At 50.7% G+C, this 15,549-nt stretch carries 17 protein-coding genes; 8 read left to right on the top strand and 9 right to left on the bottom strand.

The annotated features are described in order from the left end of the window. Positions 1 to 76 precede the first annotated feature (76 nt). Positions 77 to 394 carry a transcriptional regulator BolA gene (gene bolA, locus M8014_RS02165; RefSeq protein ID WP_271280925.1) on the bottom strand — a complete coding sequence of 106 codons (318 nt, stop codon included), beginning with the start codon at positions 392 to 394 and terminating at the stop codon, positions 77 to 79. Between the two features lie 305 nt (positions 395 to 699). On the opposite strand from bolA, the gene M8014_RS02160 reads away from it, so the two are divergent. Further along, positions 700 to 1,278, top strand: coding sequence for a lipoprotein (locus tag M8014_RS02160; RefSeq protein WP_271280924.1), 579 nt, complete (start codon positions 700 to 702; stop codon positions 1,276 to 1,278). A 44-nt stretch (positions 1,279 to 1,322) separates the two neighbouring features. Further along, the gene (gene ampG / locus M8014_RS02155) at positions 1,323 to 2,798 is read left to right on the top strand and encodes a muropeptide MFS transporter AmpG (RefSeq protein ID WP_271280923.1); all 1,476 of its coding nucleotides are present in this window, start codon (positions 1,323 to 1,325) and stop codon (positions 2,796 to 2,798) included. 129 nt (positions 2,799 to 2,927) lie between these two features. Here ampG and M8014_RS02150 read toward each other — a convergent pair whose 3' ends face one another. Then, positions 2,928 to 3,140: a hypothetical protein gene (locus tag M8014_RS02150; RefSeq protein ID WP_271280922.1), complete on the bottom strand. Its 213-nt coding sequence runs from the start codon at positions 3,138 to 3,140 to the stop codon at positions 2,928 to 2,930. A gap of 134 nt (positions 3,141 to 3,274) precedes the next feature. On the opposite strand from M8014_RS02150, the gene cyoA reads away from it, so the two are divergent. From cyoA to M8014_RS02120, 6 genes are all read left to right on the top strand, one after another. After that, on the top strand, positions 3,275 to 4,222 hold the full coding sequence (gene cyoA, locus M8014_RS02145; RefSeq protein WP_271280921.1) for a cytochrome o ubiquinol oxidase subunit II: 948 nt from the start codon (positions 3,275 to 3,277) through the stop codon (positions 4,220 to 4,222). 16 nt (positions 4,223 to 4,238) lie between these two features. After that, complete coding sequence (gene cyoB, locus M8014_RS02140) at positions 4,239 to 6,230, top strand: cytochrome o ubiquinol oxidase subunit I (RefSeq protein ID WP_271280920.1); 1,992 nt, start codon at positions 4,239 to 4,241, stop codon at positions 6,228 to 6,230. Continuing rightward, entirely contained in the window at positions 6,220 to 6,834 is a 615-nt protein-coding gene (locus tag M8014_RS02135) for a cytochrome o ubiquinol oxidase subunit III (RefSeq protein WP_271280919.1), read from the top strand. The genes cyoB and M8014_RS02135 overlap by 11 nt, the downstream gene beginning before the upstream one ends. Then, positions 6,834 to 7,160: a cytochrome o ubiquinol oxidase subunit IV gene (locus M8014_RS02130; RefSeq protein ID WP_271280918.1), complete on the top strand. Its 327-nt coding sequence runs from the start codon at positions 6,834 to 6,836 to the stop codon at positions 7,158 to 7,160. Before M8014_RS02135 ends, M8014_RS02130 begins: the two co-directional genes overlap by 1 nt. Positions 7,161 to 7,171: 11 nt before the next feature. After that, a complete protein-coding gene (gene cyoE / locus M8014_RS02125) occupies positions 7,172 to 8,059 on the top strand; it encodes a heme o synthase (protein ID WP_095280995.1) in 888 nt (295 codons plus the stop codon). A 321-nt stretch (positions 8,060 to 8,380) separates the two neighbouring features. Further along, the gene (locus M8014_RS02120; protein ID WP_271280917.1) at positions 8,381 to 8,707 is read left to right on the top strand and encodes a hypothetical protein; all 327 of its coding nucleotides are present in this window, start codon (positions 8,381 to 8,383) and stop codon (positions 8,705 to 8,707) included. 72 nt (positions 8,708 to 8,779) lie between these two features. On the opposite strand, the gene M8014_RS02115 is transcribed toward M8014_RS02120, so the two are convergent. Genes M8014_RS02115 through M8014_RS02085 form a run of 7 tightly spaced genes read right to left on the bottom strand, consistent with a single transcriptional unit; the run spans position 8,780 to position 15,546 of the window. After that, positions 8,780 to 9,784: a hypothetical protein gene (locus M8014_RS02115; RefSeq protein WP_271280916.1), complete on the bottom strand. Its 1,005-nt coding sequence runs from the start codon at positions 9,782 to 9,784 to the stop codon at positions 8,780 to 8,782. 7 nt (positions 9,785 to 9,791) lie between these two features. Further along, positions 9,792 to 10,724, bottom strand: coding sequence for an ACP S-malonyltransferase (locus M8014_RS02110; RefSeq protein ID WP_271280915.1), 933 nt, complete (start codon positions 10,722 to 10,724; stop codon positions 9,792 to 9,794). A gap of 10 nt (positions 10,725 to 10,734) precedes the next feature. Continuing rightward, the gene (locus M8014_RS02105) at positions 10,735 to 12,123 is read right to left on the bottom strand and encodes a hypothetical protein (RefSeq protein WP_271280914.1); all 1,389 of its coding nucleotides are present in this window, start codon (positions 12,121 to 12,123) and stop codon (positions 10,735 to 10,737) included. Beyond that, on the bottom strand, positions 12,120 to 12,908 hold the full coding sequence (locus tag M8014_RS02100) for an outer membrane lipoprotein-sorting protein (protein WP_271280913.1): 789 nt from the start codon (positions 12,906 to 12,908) through the stop codon (positions 12,120 to 12,122). Before M8014_RS02100 ends, M8014_RS02105 begins: the two co-directional genes overlap by 4 nt. Positions 12,909 to 12,917: 9 nt before the next feature. After that, positions 12,918 to 14,228, bottom strand: a complete 1,311-nt coding sequence (locus M8014_RS02095; protein ID WP_271280912.1) for an ABC transporter permease — start codon at positions 14,226 to 14,228, stop codon at positions 12,918 to 12,920. Further along, complete coding sequence (locus M8014_RS02090; RefSeq protein ID WP_271280911.1) at positions 14,229 to 14,855, bottom strand: hypothetical protein; 627 nt, start codon at positions 14,853 to 14,855, stop codon at positions 14,229 to 14,231. After that, on the bottom strand, positions 14,839 to 15,546 hold the full coding sequence (locus M8014_RS02085) for an ABC transporter ATP-binding protein (protein ID WP_271280910.1): 708 nt from the start codon (positions 15,544 to 15,546) through the stop codon (positions 14,839 to 14,841). The genes M8014_RS02090 and M8014_RS02085 overlap by 17 nt, the downstream gene beginning before the upstream one ends. Positions 15,547 to 15,549 lie beyond the last annotated feature (3 nt).

The raw sequence follows: 15,549 nt of genomic DNA, 5'->3' as shown, positions 1-15,549 counted from the left end.
AACGGCCCGCAGGCCGTTTTAACGTCATCTTGATGCAACATACTGGAAAAGTTCCTGCTGTTGCAAACAGGATTTATTACGCGATAGTCCCGGCTCCCCGGCACGGCGGCGACGCAAAGATGGTATCCTGCAACCCTTTCCATTCCTTAATGGTGTAGGTGTGCAGCGCCAGCGCGTGTACGGTGGTGGAGAGTTCTTCCGTCAGGGTACCGTAAATCATACGGTGGCGATTAAGGAACCGCTCCCCGACAAAGCGATCGCTGACCAGCACGACCTTGAAGTGGCTTTCAGACCCTGCCGGTACGTTATGACGATAGCTTTCGTCGACGACTTCAAGGAACACAGGTTCAAACGCCGCCCTTAACTTATCTTCTATCTGTTCACGTATCATCATGAAATTACTCCTCCGACAACGCTGAGATGTCACCCATCCCTTTAAATGTTAGCCGCTTTTACCGCTTGCATAACAAGAAGACAACAAAAAATTAGCTTTCGTCTGATTTTCTCATTCAAAGGGATGAAGTCTTATAGGGGGGAAGCCGTTTTGTCGCCTGTACGACATGAAAGCGCCTCAGGTGGTCAGTTTTCAGACAAGGCGATGAATTTACATGCGTTGACTACTTCCCCTCGCCGTTGGCGATGTTATGATGGCGGCAATTTTTCTCTATATTATGCCTACGATTCGTTGAGAGCCCGAACATGTTAAAAAAACTCATTTTACCGCTGGTCGCCCTTTTTATGCTGGCTGGCTGTGCAACCCCTCCAACCACCATTGACGTCTCCCCGAAAATTTCCTTGCCACAGCAGGATCCGAGCCTGATGGGCGTGACTGTCAGCATCAACGGCGCGGACCAGCGTAAAGACCAGGCGCTGGCGAAAGTGACGCGTGAAAACCAGCTGGTGACGCTGACCGCCTCGCGCGATCTGCGCTTCTTGCTGCAGGAAGTGCTCGAGAAGCAGATGACCTCCCGCGGCTATATGGTTGGCCCAAGCGGTGCCGTTGATCTGCAGATCATCGTCAACAATCTGTACGCCGACGTCTCTCAGGGCAACGTGCGCTACAACATCGCGACCAAAGCTGATATCGCTATCATCGCCACGGCGAAGAATGGCAACAAGATGAACAAGAACTACCGTGCAAGCTACTCCGTTGAAGGCGCCTTCCAGGCAACCAACAAAAACATCGCTGATGCCGTGAACAGCGTGCTGACCGATACCATCGCCGATATGGCGCAGGACACCAGCATTCACGAATTCATCAAGCAAAACGCACGTTAATTGTGCCTGCTGACCCGGTGCCCTGCCGGGTCAGTTAACGCCCCATGTCCAGTCAATACTTACGTATTTTCCAGCAGCCAAAATCAGCTATCTTGCTGATCCTCGGTTTTGCCTCCGGTTTACCGCTCGCGCTGACGTCCGGCACGCTACAAGCCTGGATGACCGTTGAGAATATCGATCTTAAGACCATCGGCTTTTTCTCGCTGGTCGGTCAGGCCTACGTGTTTAAGTTTTTATGGTCACCGATGATGGACCGCTACACCCCGCCATTCCTTGGCAGGCGTCGTGGCTGGTTGCTGATCACCCAGGGTCTGCTGCTGCTGGCGGTAGCGGCGATGGGGTTCCTGGAACCCACGACGCAGCTGCGTTGGATGGCCGCGCTGGCGGTGGTGATCGCCTTCTGCTCTGCCTCGCAGGATATCGTCTTCGATGCCTGGAAAACCGACGTACTCTCCGCCGAAGAGCGTGGCACAGGCGCCGCCATCAGCGTGCTGGGCTACCGTCTGGGGATGCTGGTTTCCGGCGGGCTGGCGCTGTGGCTGGCGGATCGCTATCTCGGCTGGCAGGGAATGTACTGGCTGATGGCCGTGCTGCTGATCCCGTGCATGATTGCCACGCTGCTGGCGCCGGAACCGAGCGACGTGATCCCGGTTCCCCGCTCGCTGGAACAGGCGGTCGCCGAACCGCTGCGCGACTTCTTTGGCCGTAACAACGCCTGGCTTATTCTGCTGCTGATCGTGCTGTACAAACTCGGCGACGCGTTTGCGATGAGCCTGACCACCACCTTTTTGATTCGCGGCGTCGGTTTTGATGCCGGAGAAGTGGGCGTGGTCAATAAAACGCTGGGATTGATAGCCACCATCGTCGGGGCGCTGTATGGCGGGGTGCTGATGCAGCGCTTAAGCCTGTTCCGCGCGCTGATGATCTTCGGCATTTTGCAGGGGATTTCAAACGCCGGTTACTGGCTACTCGCCATTACGGACAAGCACATGTTCAGCATGGCGGCGGCGGTATTCTTTGAAAACCTGTGCGGCGGGATGGGAACAGCGGCGTTTGTCGCCCTGCTGATGACCTTATGCAACAAGTCCTTCTCGGCCACCCAGTTCGCCCTGCTCTCTGCGCTGTCTGCCGTGGGTCGGGTGTATGTCGGGCCGATCGCAGGATGGTTTGTTGAAGCGCACGGCTGGCCTGCGTTCTATTTATTCTCAGTGTTCGCGGCGATTCCCGGCCTGGTGCTGTTATTATTTTGCCGTCAGACGCTGGAATATACCCAGCAAACCGAACAATTTATGCCACGAACATCCTATCCGTCCGTCTATCGCTTTGCTTTAACGCTATTGCTGATTGGATGCGTCGCGCTGGCGCTGTGGCTGGTAGTGTTAATCATTAATGCCACGACCTCGCTGGCGCTACCGTTTACGGTGCTGCTGCTGGATATCGGCGCGCTGTTTGCCCTGACCGGGATCCTGACGGGAGCCCTGCTCGATTACCTGGCACTGCGCAAAATCCAGGCAGTATAAGGTCAGTTAAAACGTTATTTACCGTTGTAATAACGATGCGAAATTATAACGGTTAATAAATTCCCACGGACAAAAATAATATTTGTTGATTTGTGCGACTAAGAATTCCGGAAATTATTGGAACCCGTATTAAACGCTATTTTCCATTAACCGATTCAGCAAAAGAAAGTTTAATTTTACGTTTTGCACTTGTCCTTTTGTTGATAATGAATTGTTAATTAATTGTTTGTTTTTAGTAATGGTTATACCAATTGCCCGCTTTACCACTCCGGCAGAGGCGGTTTCGTTATAACGCCCACCCGACGGCGCTTGCACTGCAAAATCGTTAATATTTTGCAACATGTGTGACTTATCCGGCAGAACCCGGTAACACGGTCCTGACACAGGTCTAATGATGTTTACAGTAATGTAACCTTCCCGTAAAATGCCCCCACACTTTAAACGCCACCAGGTCCCCGTGGAATTGAGGTCGTTAAATGACACTTAGGAAATACAATAAAAGTTTGGGATGGTTGTCGTTATTTGCAGGCACTGTTTTACTCAGTGGCTGTGATTCTGCGCTTCTGGACCCCAAAGGACAGATTGGACTGGAGCAACGCTCACTCATACTGACGGCATTTGGCCTGATGATGATTGTGGTTATTCCCGCCATCTTGATGGCTGTTGGTTTTGCCTGGAAGTACCGTGCAAGCAATAAAGATGCGAAGTACAGCCCTAACTGGTCACACTCCAATAAAGTGGAAGCTGTGGTCTGGACGGTGCCGATTCTGATCATCCTGTTCCTTGCCGTACTGACATGGAAAACCACTCACGCGCTCGAGCCTGCAAAACCGCTGGTTCACGATGAGAAACCGATTACGATCGAAGTCGTCTCCATGGACTGGAAATGGTTCTTCATCTACCCGGAACAGGGCATTGCTACCGTGAATGAAATTGCCTTCCCGGCAAACGTTCCGGTTCAGTTCAAAGTAACGTCTAACTCCGTGATGAACTCCTTCTTTATCCCGCGTCTGGGTAGCCAAATCTACGCGATGGCCGGTATGCAGACTAACCTGCACCTGATCGCGAATGAAGCAGGCACCTTTGATGGTATCTCCGCCAGCTACAGTGGCCCAGGCTTCTCAGGTATGAAGTTCAAAGCCATTGCCACGCCTGACCGTGCCGCTTTCGACCAGTGGGTTGCTAAAGCGAAACAGTCTACGAACACCATGTCTGACATGGCCGCGTTCGACAAAGTGGCAACGCCTAGCGAATACAACAAGGTGGAGTACTTCTCTGACGTGAAACCTGATTTGTTCAAAGATGTGATTGGCAAATTTATGGACCACGGCAAGAGCATGAACGTGACCCAGCCTGAAGGTGAGCATAGCTCGCACGAAGGAATGGAAGGCATGGACATGAGCCACGCGGAAACCTCTCACTAAGGGGCCGAGGAAGAAAATGTTCGGAAAATTGACACTGGATGCGGTGCCGTACCATGAACCTATTATCGTGGTTACGATTGCTGCAATTATCATTGGTGGCGCAGCCTTACTGGGCTTAATCACTTACTTCGGTAAGTGGAGCTACCTGTGGAATGAGTGGCTGACCTCGGTTGACCACAAAAAACTCGGTATCATGTACTGCATCGTCGGTATCGTCATGTTAATTCGTGGCTTTGCCGATGCAATCATGATGCGTAGCCAGCAGGCGCTTGCCTCTGCGGGCGAAGCAGGCTTCTTGCCACCGCACCACTACGACCAGATCTTTACCGCGCACGGCGTGATTATGATCTTCTTCGTGGCGATGCCGCTGGTTATCGGTCTGATGAACGTTGTCGTTCCGCTGCAGATTGGCGCGCGCGACGTTGCATATCCGTTCCTGAACAACCTGAGCTTCTGGTTCACGGTTGTGGGTGTGATCCTGGTTAACTTGTCTCTGGGCGTAGGTGAATTCGCACAGACTGGCTGGCTGGCTTATCCACCGCTTTCGGGAATTGAGTACAGTCCTGGCGTTGGCGTCGATTACTGGATTTGGGCGATTCAGCTCTCCGGTATCGGTACGACCCTGACCGGTATCAACTTCTTCGTGACCATTATCAAGATGCGTGCCCCTGGCATGACCATGTTCAAGATGCCGGTATTTACCTGGGCATCTCTGTGCGCCAACATCCTGATTATCGCGTCATTCCCAATTCTGACTGTCACCGTCGCGCTGCTGACCCTGGATCGCTATCTGGGCACCCATTTCTTCACCAATGATATGGGCGGCAACATGATGATGTACATCAACCTGATTTGGGCATGGGGTCACCCTGAAGTGTACATCCTGGTTCTGCCGGTCTTCGGTGTGTTCTCCGAAATCGCAGCAACCTTCTCGCGTAAGCGCCTGTTTGGTTACACCTCTCTGGTGTGGGCAACCGTGTGTATTACCGTACTGTCGTTCATCGTGTGGCTGCACCACTTCTTTACTATGGGTGCCGGCGCGAACGTAAACGCCTTCTTCGGTATTACCACTATGATTATCGCCATCCCGACCGGGGTGAAGATCTTCAACTGGCTGTTCACCATGTACCAGGGCCGTATTGTGTTCCACTCAGCCATGCTGTGGACTATCGGCTTCATCGTCACCTTCTCTGTCGGTGGGATGACGGGTGTACTGCTGGCGGTGCCGGGCGCGGACTTCGTGCTGCACAACAGCCTGTTCCTGATTGCGCACTTCCATAACGTTATCATCGGCGGCGTCGTCTTCGGCTGCTTCGCTGGCGTAACCTACTGGTGGCCAAAAGCGTTCGGCTACACGCTGAACGAAACCTGGGGCAAACGCGCATTCTGGCTGTGGATCGTCGGCTTCTTCGTGGCCTTCATGCCGCTGTACGTGCTGGGCTTCATGGGTATGACCCGTCGCCTGAGCCAGCAGATTGATCCGCAGTTCCACCCAATGCTGGTTGTTGCAGCGGGCGGTGCGGTGCTGATTGCTTGCGGTATTGCGTGCCAGCTGATTCAGTTCTACGTCTCTATTCGCGACCGCGAGCAGAACCGTGACCTGACCGGTGACCCATGGGGTGGCCGTACGCTGGAGTGGGCAACCTCTTCCCCGCCTCCGTTCTATAACTTTGCCATTGTGCCGCACATTCATGAGCGTGACGCATTCTGGGAAATGAAAGAAAAAGGCGAAGCGTATAAGCAACCTGAGCATTACGAAGAGATCCATATGCCGAAAAACAGCGGTGCGGGCATTGTTATCGCCGCCTTCGCTACGGTATTTGGCTTCGCAATGATCTGGCACATCTGGTGGCTTGCAATCGTCGGCTTCGCTGGCGTGATCATCAGCTGGATTGTGAAGAGCTTTGACGAGGACGTGGACTACTACGTACCAGTCCGTGAAGTCGAAAAACTGGAAAACCAGCATTTCGATGAGATTTCTAAAGCGGGGCTGAAAAATGGCAACTGATACCCTGGCGCACTCAACTGCCCATGCGCATGAACACGCGCACCACGACACAGGACCGATGAAAGTCTTCGGTTTCTGGATCTACCTGATGAGCGACTGCATTCTGTTCTGCTGTCTGTTCGCGACCTATGCCGTTCTGGTGAACGGCACAGCGGGCGGCCCGACCGGCAAGGACATTTTTGAGCTGCCGTTCGTACTGGTAGAAACTGCTCTGCTGTTATTCAGCTCCATCACCTACGGCATGGCCGCCATTGCCATGTACAAAAACAACAAGAGCCAGGTTGTTTCCTGGCTGGCGTTGACCTGGCTGTTTGGTGCCGGATTTATCGGGATGGAAATCTATGAATTCCATCACCTGATTGCAGAAGGTTTTGGTCCGGATCGCAGTGGCTTCCTGTCCGCGTTCTTCGCGCTGGTCGGCACCCACGGTCTGCACGTGACCTCGGGTCTTATCTGGATGGCAGTACTGATGTTCCAGGTAAACCGTCGCGGGCTGACCAGCACTAACCGTACCCGTATCATGTGCCTGAGCTTGTTCTGGCACTTCCTGGACGTGGTGTGGATCTGTGTGTTCTCTGTTGTGTATCTGATGGGGGCGATGTAATGAGTCATACTAACGATCATGGCGCTTCCCACGGTAGCGTAAAAACCTACATGACAGGTTTTATCCTGTCGATCATCCTGACGGTGATCCCGTTCTGGATGGTGATGAGCGGTACTGCATCTCACGCGGCAATCCTGGGCACTGTCCTGGTGACCGCGGTAGTGCAGATTCTGGTGCATCTGGTTTGCTTCCTGCACATGAACACCAAGTCCGATGAAGGCTGGAATATGACTGCCTTTGTCTTTACCGTGATTATCATCGCAATCCTGGTAGTCGGCTCCATCTGGATTATGTGGAACCTCAACTACAACATGATGGTTCACTAAGAGCGGCGAGTATGTTTAAGCAATACCTGCAAGTAACGAAACCAGGCATCATCTTTGGCAACCTGATCTCGGTGATCGGAGGGTTCCTGCTGGCCTCTAAGGGCAGTATCGATTACACCCTCTTTGCATCTACGCTGATCGGCGTGTCGCTGGTTGTGGCGTCCGGTTGTGTATTTAACAACTACATCGACATGGATATCGACAGGAAGATGGAAAGGACCAAGAATCGGGTGCTTGTCAAAGGCCTGATATCCCCTACCGTCTCGCTGGTGTACGCCACGTTGCTGGGTATTGCTGGCTTTATGCTGCTGTGGTTCGGCGCCAACCCTCTGGCCTGCTGGCTGGGGGTAATGGGTTTCGTGGTGTATGTAGGCGTCTACAGCCTGTATATGAAACGTCACTCCGTCTACGGTACGCTGATTGGTTCACTCTCCGGCGCTGCGCCGCCGGTGATTGGCTACTGCGCGGTCACCAATGAGTTCGACAGCGGTGCGCTGATCCTACTGGCTATCTTTAGCCTGTGGCAGATGCCGCACTCCTACGCCATTGCGATTTTCCGCTTTAAGGATTATCAGGCGGCGAACATTCCGGTTCTGCCGGTGGTGAAAGGCATTTCAGTCGCCAAGAACCATATCACGCTTTACATCATCGCCTTTGCCGTGGCGACGCTGATGCTCTCTCTGGGCGGCTACGCAGGATACAAATATCTGGTAGTAGCTGCGGCAGTGAGCGTCTGGTGGCTCGGTATGGCGCTGCGGGGCTATAAAGTGGAAGACGACAAGGTCTGGGCGCGTAAGCTGTTTGTGTTCTCGATTGTCGCTATCACCTCCCTCTCAGTGATGATGTCCGTGGACTTTATGGTGCCAGATTCACATAATCTGCTGACCTACGTCTGGTAAGTGCGGACAGCCTGTTTATCAGGCCTGAAGACTCAACAGCTCGCAACCGCCATGGTTGCGGGCTGTTTTTTTATTAACACCGCATATTCCTCACTCAATTACAAAATAATCAGTTTGCCCTCTATTACCCCCCCTTTTTTTACATATAAAAAATCAATTATAAACACCAAACCTATAACTCCATAATATTGGTTAAGTTAAAAAATCAACATATATTCGCTTGTATTCACTGATCTCTATCCTTCAGAGATTAATAGATGGTAATCTTGGACCGTAAGCATGACGCTTACATTCTCTTGTTCATTTAATAAGGAAATAAAAGTGAAAGAATTAACACTGACTGAAATGGAATCTGTTACCGGCGCCGGTATTCTGAGCCTTCCTTGCGCATTGACCAGCTTTACCATTCAATCCGCATTTGGGCTGGTCAAAGCCGGTGTTGAAGTAGGCTTTAGTACTGCTCTTACTGTTATGGATGGGGCTTTTGATATTGTTGGTAATTTGTTTGGTAATTCACCTTTTGACTCTAAGGGCATTATCGACGATCATGTGAACGAATTGACGTATTCAATCTCTGGTATCTGGTCAAACTTTGTTGCTGAAGCTGCGACAGACTGGGGAAAATTTAACTACGCGCTGCAAAAATAAATAATAAAAGGCCTGTCAATGCTTTTATTGACAGGCCTTATTTTAACCATCCCATTACGACAGGACAACCCGCTACCAAAGCGTGGTTTGTTTATCAATGACTCCCCAACGTAAATACATATCACACGCCATCAGATAATCATTGTGCCAGCGCCAGTAAATATGCAGGTAATAATAAATCATCGCGGGCACGATACAGAGCAGATAATAGATTTCGAAATAGACATGCCATCCTACCAACGACAGGATCGCGCTGATGATGATTAACCACAGCGATTCGATAATCAACAACACGATCAATCTTGCCCATAACGGCATATCGTATAACCCGCGCAATGGCAGGGATGCGGAGAAGTTAAAATCGATCTCCTGCAGGAACAAACGCCCCAAAAAAGCGTAGCGGCGTGAGGGGTGAATGAACATCAGATTTATAGCCAGCACGATGGCACACAGAATTAGCATCGCAACCATCAGGCGCGCAGAAAAAAAACCCTCCAACAGCGAGAAATCATCGTGAACGCGCAGTGGACTGATAATCAGCGCGCTCATCAGAATCGTGAGCAACAGATTAAGACCCGCATAGCAATGTAAGTTGCGATACTTCACCCTGTCGACGACCGCCTGCTTCATCTGCCTCACGTAATAAAAACGGGCAAATCTGAATATCAGGTACATCAGCGCTGGTGAAGCCAGGGCAATGCAAGGCAATACATACCCAGGTGAGAGGTATTGCAGAAAGCCACTGACGATCAGATAAAAGAGTACCCAGCATAAAACGGTGCCGATCAGCGGATGCAAAAGCATGGCTTGATATCGTGACGGCGAGTTGCCTGGCACAGTGGATGCGTCAATTTTCTTGACCACACATTTGTAAGCCCAGTAGCCTCTCAGTTCATAGATAAAATTGAACGCGATTAAAGACAACACAATGCTAAGGCTCACGGCATCCCCCTTAACGAATGTGTATCCGTTGTTTTTCCAGTAAAAGCCCAGCAGCATGAAGGTAATGACGTACAGGTAAGGGATAAGCCGCTTATCCTGATAGCGAAAATAAGCCAGATAGTCAGGAATCATCATCGCCCCTTTATAGTCCGGTGACTTTTCTACAATGGATCAACGCTTCTGGCGTGAAACCGGTAAAGTCATTGAGGATCTGTCCCAGATAGGCTTTGTTACTCATTTCGACAAACATTACCGGCGTAGATTGTTGCAACAACGACGCCATTGAATGTGTCCACTGCACCGTATGGGTCAGATGCAAAGATAAGTTCTCTCTGATCTGCTCCGGGTTGAATTCCGCCTGCCCTGTCACATTCATCATCACATCATGTACCGGCGGGCGGATGTCGAAACCGGCCAGAGCGTCTCGCATCCGCTGAACGCCCTCACTCATCAGGCGCGTATGCCAGGCCCCGCTGACGCCCAGCTTCACAACGTCAAAACTATAATCCATCAGGATGCGCGAGAACTGACTCAACTCAGATACGGTTCCACCAATGACCTGCTGACACGGACTGTTATCGCAACTGATGTCGACGGCCATACCTGAACCTGAAATCAGGTTCTTCATCGTCTGGTAATCAGCACCTTTAACGGCCAGCATGGCGCCTTTATGACGTTGACTAATGTCATGCATGATATTCGCCCGGACGTGGATCATGCCAAACAAGGCTTCCAGCGTTATCGCGCCTGCCGCATAGAGTGCGCTGTATTCACCGACGCTGTGTCCGCAGGCGCCCACAATTTGTGCAGGTTCAGGTTGTTCAGCCCAAAGACGGTAAAGCATCACGTTAATTGCCGTCACCGCAACCTGCTGTACCGTTGTCTGAATCAGGCGATTCATCGGTCCTTTCTGACACAGACGGCGAATATCCTTCCCGGTGATATCGCTGGCGCAATCCCAGATCTGTTTTGTGGATGCATTGCGATCCCATAAATCACTTCCCATCCCAATGACCGGGTTTCCCTGTCCCGCAAACAGAAGAACCAAGGGCTGCACTGACTGATTTTTCTTCATACCCATATCCTTATAAATGGTATTTAAAGCCGATATAAATCCCGAGGGTGTCACCAAAGAGGGCAAATTCAGCGTCTTTACTACCCAGCGCGCTATACAATCCGCTATAAAGTTCAACTTTGTCACTCATGCCTTTAAGCGGTTTGACATGATGGATGCCCAACAAGGCGCTGCCATCCATAATATTCATCGCCAGGTAGGGTTGCAGGGTAGATTTATCATCGCTCAGGAAACTGGCATAGGCATTAACGTAATGTTTGCCCTGTAGCATGCCTTTATTTGTGGTATTACTTATTTCTGATCCCATCAGATATTTGTAGTTATCAAAAGCCCGATCCAGCATCCTGTAGCCGGTTTCTTTATCGAGATAGCGAATAAAATCAGTCTGATCACGCCACTCAGATTTTGAATACCCCTCACTTTGAAAATAGTACTCCATGCCCAGCACACTGAAGTGGTTAGTCGTATATTGCCCGCCTATAGCCAGCTCGATTCCTTGTTTATTCTCTGTCGAATACAGCGAAGAGGGGAACTGCCAGGCCTGAACGTCAGCCGCCTTTTTGGCAGAAAAATGGCGCCATTGCTGAGCAGTATGGTAGGCAACTTCGGCATTTATCACCAAATGGGGGGTGTAATTGTAGCTATCCGCTATCGCGATCGACGGTGAATCGCCCAGCATCAGGCTAACAGAGGATGTATGATTTTTCAGCCGATAATCGGTATAGCTTAACAGGTAGCGCTCACTACTATTAGAACGCTCATTCGCAGACCAGTTACCGGAAGATTCATAATAATGGTCAATGTGTGTCAATTGCGGTGCCACGGTAAGCGATAGAGCATAATCACGAAACGCCTTCGTTAATCGCCCTCCCCAGAATGACTCACTGTAAGCTGCTTTCATGTCAGGATCGTAAAGACGGGTTGGCTTAAAGGCTGCATAAAAATTAGTGAGCAGCGTCGCGGGTGAGCGTAAAAAGAACGTGCCCTGCGGGGTGTTGAGTTTTCCGCCCTCCAGCCGCACGGTATCTGATAATGTGTAGGTTACCCGGAGCTGGTCGATCAGCATCTTCGCGCGATGATTGTCTTTCTCAAAAGCACCCACGCTCAGGGCGGGATAATATCCCAGTCCATAAAATGAAAAATCCAGATCCAGTGTATTCTCGACCAGAGCACATGCGCTGCTGAGCTTTAACGCAATATCGTTATACAGATTATCCGCAGTGTAGGGATTACGGCCCTGAATTCGCCATATAGACGCCTTTTTGTTTACGTACGAGGCCTGTCCCATCAGCACAACATCCGCACTGGCTTTTAGCTCGTCTGCCGCAAGGCAATCAGCCTCAACTCCCGAGGAGAGCAGCAAGGCAGAAATAACCAGAATAGCGGAAGGGCACTTCACCTTGCACCTCTTAGTATTGCTTCTTTTGTGAAGTGATATTCCGGCAGCGATTCCAGCCGGACATCACTGTATTTCATCACTGAATACCCTTTGCCGTGTCGCGCATTCTGCACAACAATCTCTGTTGGCCGATATTTACCGACCACCAGCTGATAATTCTGGTACAGCACATTCTTTAGCAACTGATTATCCAGTGAGTAATACAATGCTCTATTGGGCCGATAGTCACTGCCCTTTTCTACCCAGTACATCACTCGGGGATACGTCACCGCATCCGATTTACGGATCAGTGATAACCTGTAGCAAATCTTGTTGCCGCACGGTTCTTCCCCCTCTAACGTCGAATCGTAGGCATCCTCAAAATTGGTAACAATGACATCACCATTTGATATTTGCCCAATCAGCCTTTGCTCGCGCGAAACCGGAATGGGCCGACGAAGTTCAGGTGTATAAAACCAAAGATCGTACCAGTCGGATAGCATGACCTTCCCTTTGTCTCGCGGGGGATAGACAAATCGGGCCAGGGAGCGGGCATCTGCCGGCACGCCGTTTCTGGGTTTAATAAAACGCATCGATATATCGAGGACTTGTTTGTTGTCGGGTTCTGTCGATCCCTCTTTGTACTCCAGTACAGTCACGGTGTAGCGAAAAGGCGCATTGGGCGAGCGAACATCATCAGAGCGGCGGATAATGTCCAACGCCTTTGCATCAACCGCACCGGCTGGCGCAGACACCGTACACAGTGCTACCCAGATAATCCCCCACCACAGTCCATTGTTTTGCATATTATTCCCTTACGAAAATTTAAACGCATCGGCAATATTCAGCCGCGAAGCGCGCACCGCAGGCATGATCGAGGCCAGCGAGGCCGTTAAAATCGGCAATACCCAGGTTGTCCAGATCAGTTCAGGATTCGTCGTTTTAATAAATGCGGTATAGCCAATGGATTGTCCTGGTGATGGCGGTATCGCAATGCCAGAGATATTGATTAATGCGGCCAAAGCGTACCCTGCAATAAGACTGCCGAGGGCACCGATCATCCCGACAAATACCCCTTCAAGCCAGAAAATCCGCGTGACATGCCAGGGTTGTAGCCCCATGGCCCTGAGGGTGGTGATCTCACGCGTTCTCTCGATAATATTCATGGTCATGGCATTACCGATCATAAAGACAACAATGAGAGCGACGATAAGTTTGATAAAGAAGTAAATGCCCGACAGCATCCCTTCAACCTGCTGATAAAAAAGCGACGTCTCTTTCCAGTCCTTCACTATTAACGGCAAGTGATTGTTGGCAATATACTGTCTGAGCCTCGTCACAAAAGCCTCAACGTCATCGTTGTTGAGTAAGATAAGGACCTTGCTCACCCCCTCGGTTCCCATGATGCGTTGGGCGGTTTCCAGCGGGATTTTCATCGCCACATCGTCATAGTCTTTGATGCCCGAGGCAAAAATACCGCGTAGCTTCAGCGATAAAGCGCCCTGTCCCCCGGCAGTATTGACGACCATGACATCTAGCCAGTCGGCATACCGGGCATTAAGCGTGCTGGCAAGACCTCCTCCAATGGTAATTTCGTTATGTTTGATACGAGATAAATCACTACCAGAAATAATCTTATCAAATGCGCCTAATTTTAAGGCAGGCAGGGGCTCAACGCCCAGCCCGGAGAAATAGCTGGAGGTTTCATTTTCATATTGTGAAATAATCCCGCTGAACTCAAGCTGTCCTGACAAGGTTGAAATGTCTTTGGCTAAGGTCGGATGGGTTAAAATATCCTGCTTGAGCGCCGCGTAGTTTTTAATCAGACTCTTACTTTTATTCGCCGTGTCAAAGTACGACTGATGATAAATTTGCACATGCCCGATATTGGTACGAATTGTTTGCTCCTTCAGGATCCAGAAAGAGTAATCAATAAACCCACCATACAAAAATATGGTCACGCCGCCCGATACAATAGCCAGCACCGTCGACAATGATCTTCTACGATGTCTGAACAGATTCAGAAACGAGAAGGTGGTATCGCGAAAACGAAAAATAAGACAGTACAGAACAAACGCCATGATGAGCGACACCGCCCCCTCGACCCACATCATTTCCTTTGACATTTAATGACCTTTTACCAGCGGAAGAATAATGTTCGTCACTTCCTCGCCATCCCAGGCAGGCGAATCATTCCCCGTCGGTTCCATGGTCTTTAGCTGGGCTAAAAACTGGCGGGCCTGTTCATCCTTACGGCAATGTTGCAGGGCTCTGTAGCGCATAGCGTTGATATGCGCGGTGAGATCCCGATCCCATTGCGCTTTCAGCAACAGCTCGGTGTCTGCAAGGGTTATGACACAACGCCCCAGTTCAGCGGGCAGGTAGGCATCCATCCTGGCGCGTAAATAGCGGATGCGCGGCTCATCTTCATTGCCTTCGACGGCTTCATCGAGATAAAAGAAGCCAGTCTTGGCGTACTCTGAGGCGTGGATCACATCATTTACGCTCACGAAATACTGCGCCTGCTGCAGCATGCCGTAGGAATAGAAGACCAGCGCCGCGGTATTCCCGGTGCGCGTATATTCCTGGAATAACGATTCTGTAAGGCTGGCTAATGCCGTTGGCTGCGTCGGAAAATCATGCTGCAGCACAGTGTCGACGGCGGGAAGCGCGGATGCATCAATGGTTTGCGCATAAGTGACCACCGACAGGCCCAGACAGAATACCTGTAAAAGATTACTTCGCTGAATCATAGGCTAACCCTCCATCCCTGATCTCCACCACCCGCCCGGCACGCGCCTTAAGCTGGGTGGAGTGCGTTGATATCACAAAAGTGGTTCCGGTTTGCTGATTGATATTGAGCAACAGATCTAAAATCGCATCACCCGTCGCCAGATCGAGATTACCCGTCGGTTCATCGGCGACGACGATCTGCGGCTCATGCGCCAACGCTCTGGCGATTGCCACGCGCTGCTGCTGCCCGCCAGACAGTTGGCCAGGTTTACGATCCCGCAGATCGGCCAGTCCCACGCTATCCAGACAATGCAGGCTGCGCTCCGTTGCGGCTTTGGTATCGAAATGGCCGTTAAGCACCAGGGGATAAAACACATTATCGAAAGCGTTGAGTACCGGCATAAGGTTGAAAAACTGAAAGATGAACCCCAGGTGCTTGCTGCGAAGGCTTGCCAGATCTTTTTCTGCTAAATCATTCAGCAGCTTATTGAGAAGCACCACGTACCCGAGCGACGGTTTATCGATACCTGACAGGATATTGAGTAACGTACTTTTACCGCTACCTGACGGCCCACATAAGGCTAAGAACTCGCCATTCGCTATTTCAAGGTTGATATTGCTGAGCACCTCAACGTTATTCTCATTATTTCCATAACGCTTATAAATACCATTCAGGTAAATTGCGGGTAGCGCTTTTATATTGGATTGCATATT

The organism is Silvania hatchlandensis, assembly GCF_025564065.1.
In the GTDB taxonomy this organism is placed as follows: domain Bacteria; phylum Pseudomonadota; class Gammaproteobacteria; order Enterobacterales; family Enterobacteriaceae; genus Enterobacter; species Enterobacter hatchlandensis.
This window is presented reverse-complemented; position numbering and strand designations above follow the sequence as displayed.

Bases quoted from the DNA above. Each gene is read 5' to 3' on its own strand.
- cyoA (WP_271280921.1), top strand. From the start codon at position 3,275: ATGACACTTAGGAAATACAATAAAAGTTTGGGATGGTTGTCGTTATTT.
- M8014_RS02150 (WP_271280922.1), bottom strand. From the start codon at position 3,140: ATGTTGCAAAATATTAACGATTTTGCAGTGCAAGCGCCGTCGGGTGGG.
- M8014_RS02100 (WP_271280913.1), bottom strand. From the start codon at position 12,908: ATGCAAAACAATGGACTGTGGTGGGGGATTATCTGGGTAGCACTGTGT.
- M8014_RS02085 (WP_271280910.1), bottom strand. From the start codon at position 15,546: ATGCAATCCAATATAAAAGCGCTACCCGCAATTTACCTGAATGGTATT.
- M8014_RS02095 (WP_271280912.1), bottom strand. From the start codon at position 14,228: ATGTCAAAGGAAATGATGTGGGTCGAGGGGGCGGTGTCGCTCATCATG.
- cyoB (WP_271280920.1), top strand. From the start codon at position 4,239: ATGTTCGGAAAATTGACACTGGATGCGGTGCCGTACCATGAACCTATT.
- M8014_RS02160 (WP_271280924.1), top strand. From the start codon at position 700: ATGTTAAAAAAACTCATTTTACCGCTGGTCGCCCTTTTTATGCTGGCT.
- M8014_RS02135 (WP_271280919.1), top strand. From the start codon at position 6,220: ATGGCAACTGATACCCTGGCGCACTCAACTGCCCATGCGCATGAACAC.
- M8014_RS02130 (WP_271280918.1), top strand. From the start codon at position 6,834: ATGAGTCATACTAACGATCATGGCGCTTCCCACGGTAGCGTAAAAACC.
- M8014_RS02115 (WP_271280916.1), bottom strand. From the start codon at position 9,784: ATGATGATTCCTGACTATCTGGCTTATTTTCGCTATCAGGATAAGCGG.
- bolA (WP_271280925.1), bottom strand. From the start codon at position 394: ATGATGATACGTGAACAGATAGAAGATAAGTTAAGGGCGGCGTTTGAA.
- cyoE (WP_095280995.1), top strand. From the start codon at position 7,172: ATGTTTAAGCAATACCTGCAAGTAACGAAACCAGGCATCATCTTTGGC.
- M8014_RS02110 (WP_271280915.1), bottom strand. From the start codon at position 10,724: ATGAAGAAAAATCAGTCAGTGCAGCCCTTGGTTCTTCTGTTTGCGGGA.
- M8014_RS02090 (WP_271280911.1), bottom strand. From the start codon at position 14,855: ATGATTCAGCGAAGTAATCTTTTACAGGTATTCTGTCTGGGCCTGTCG.
- ampG (WP_271280923.1), top strand. From the start codon at position 1,323: ATGTCCAGTCAATACTTACGTATTTTCCAGCAGCCAAAATCAGCTATC.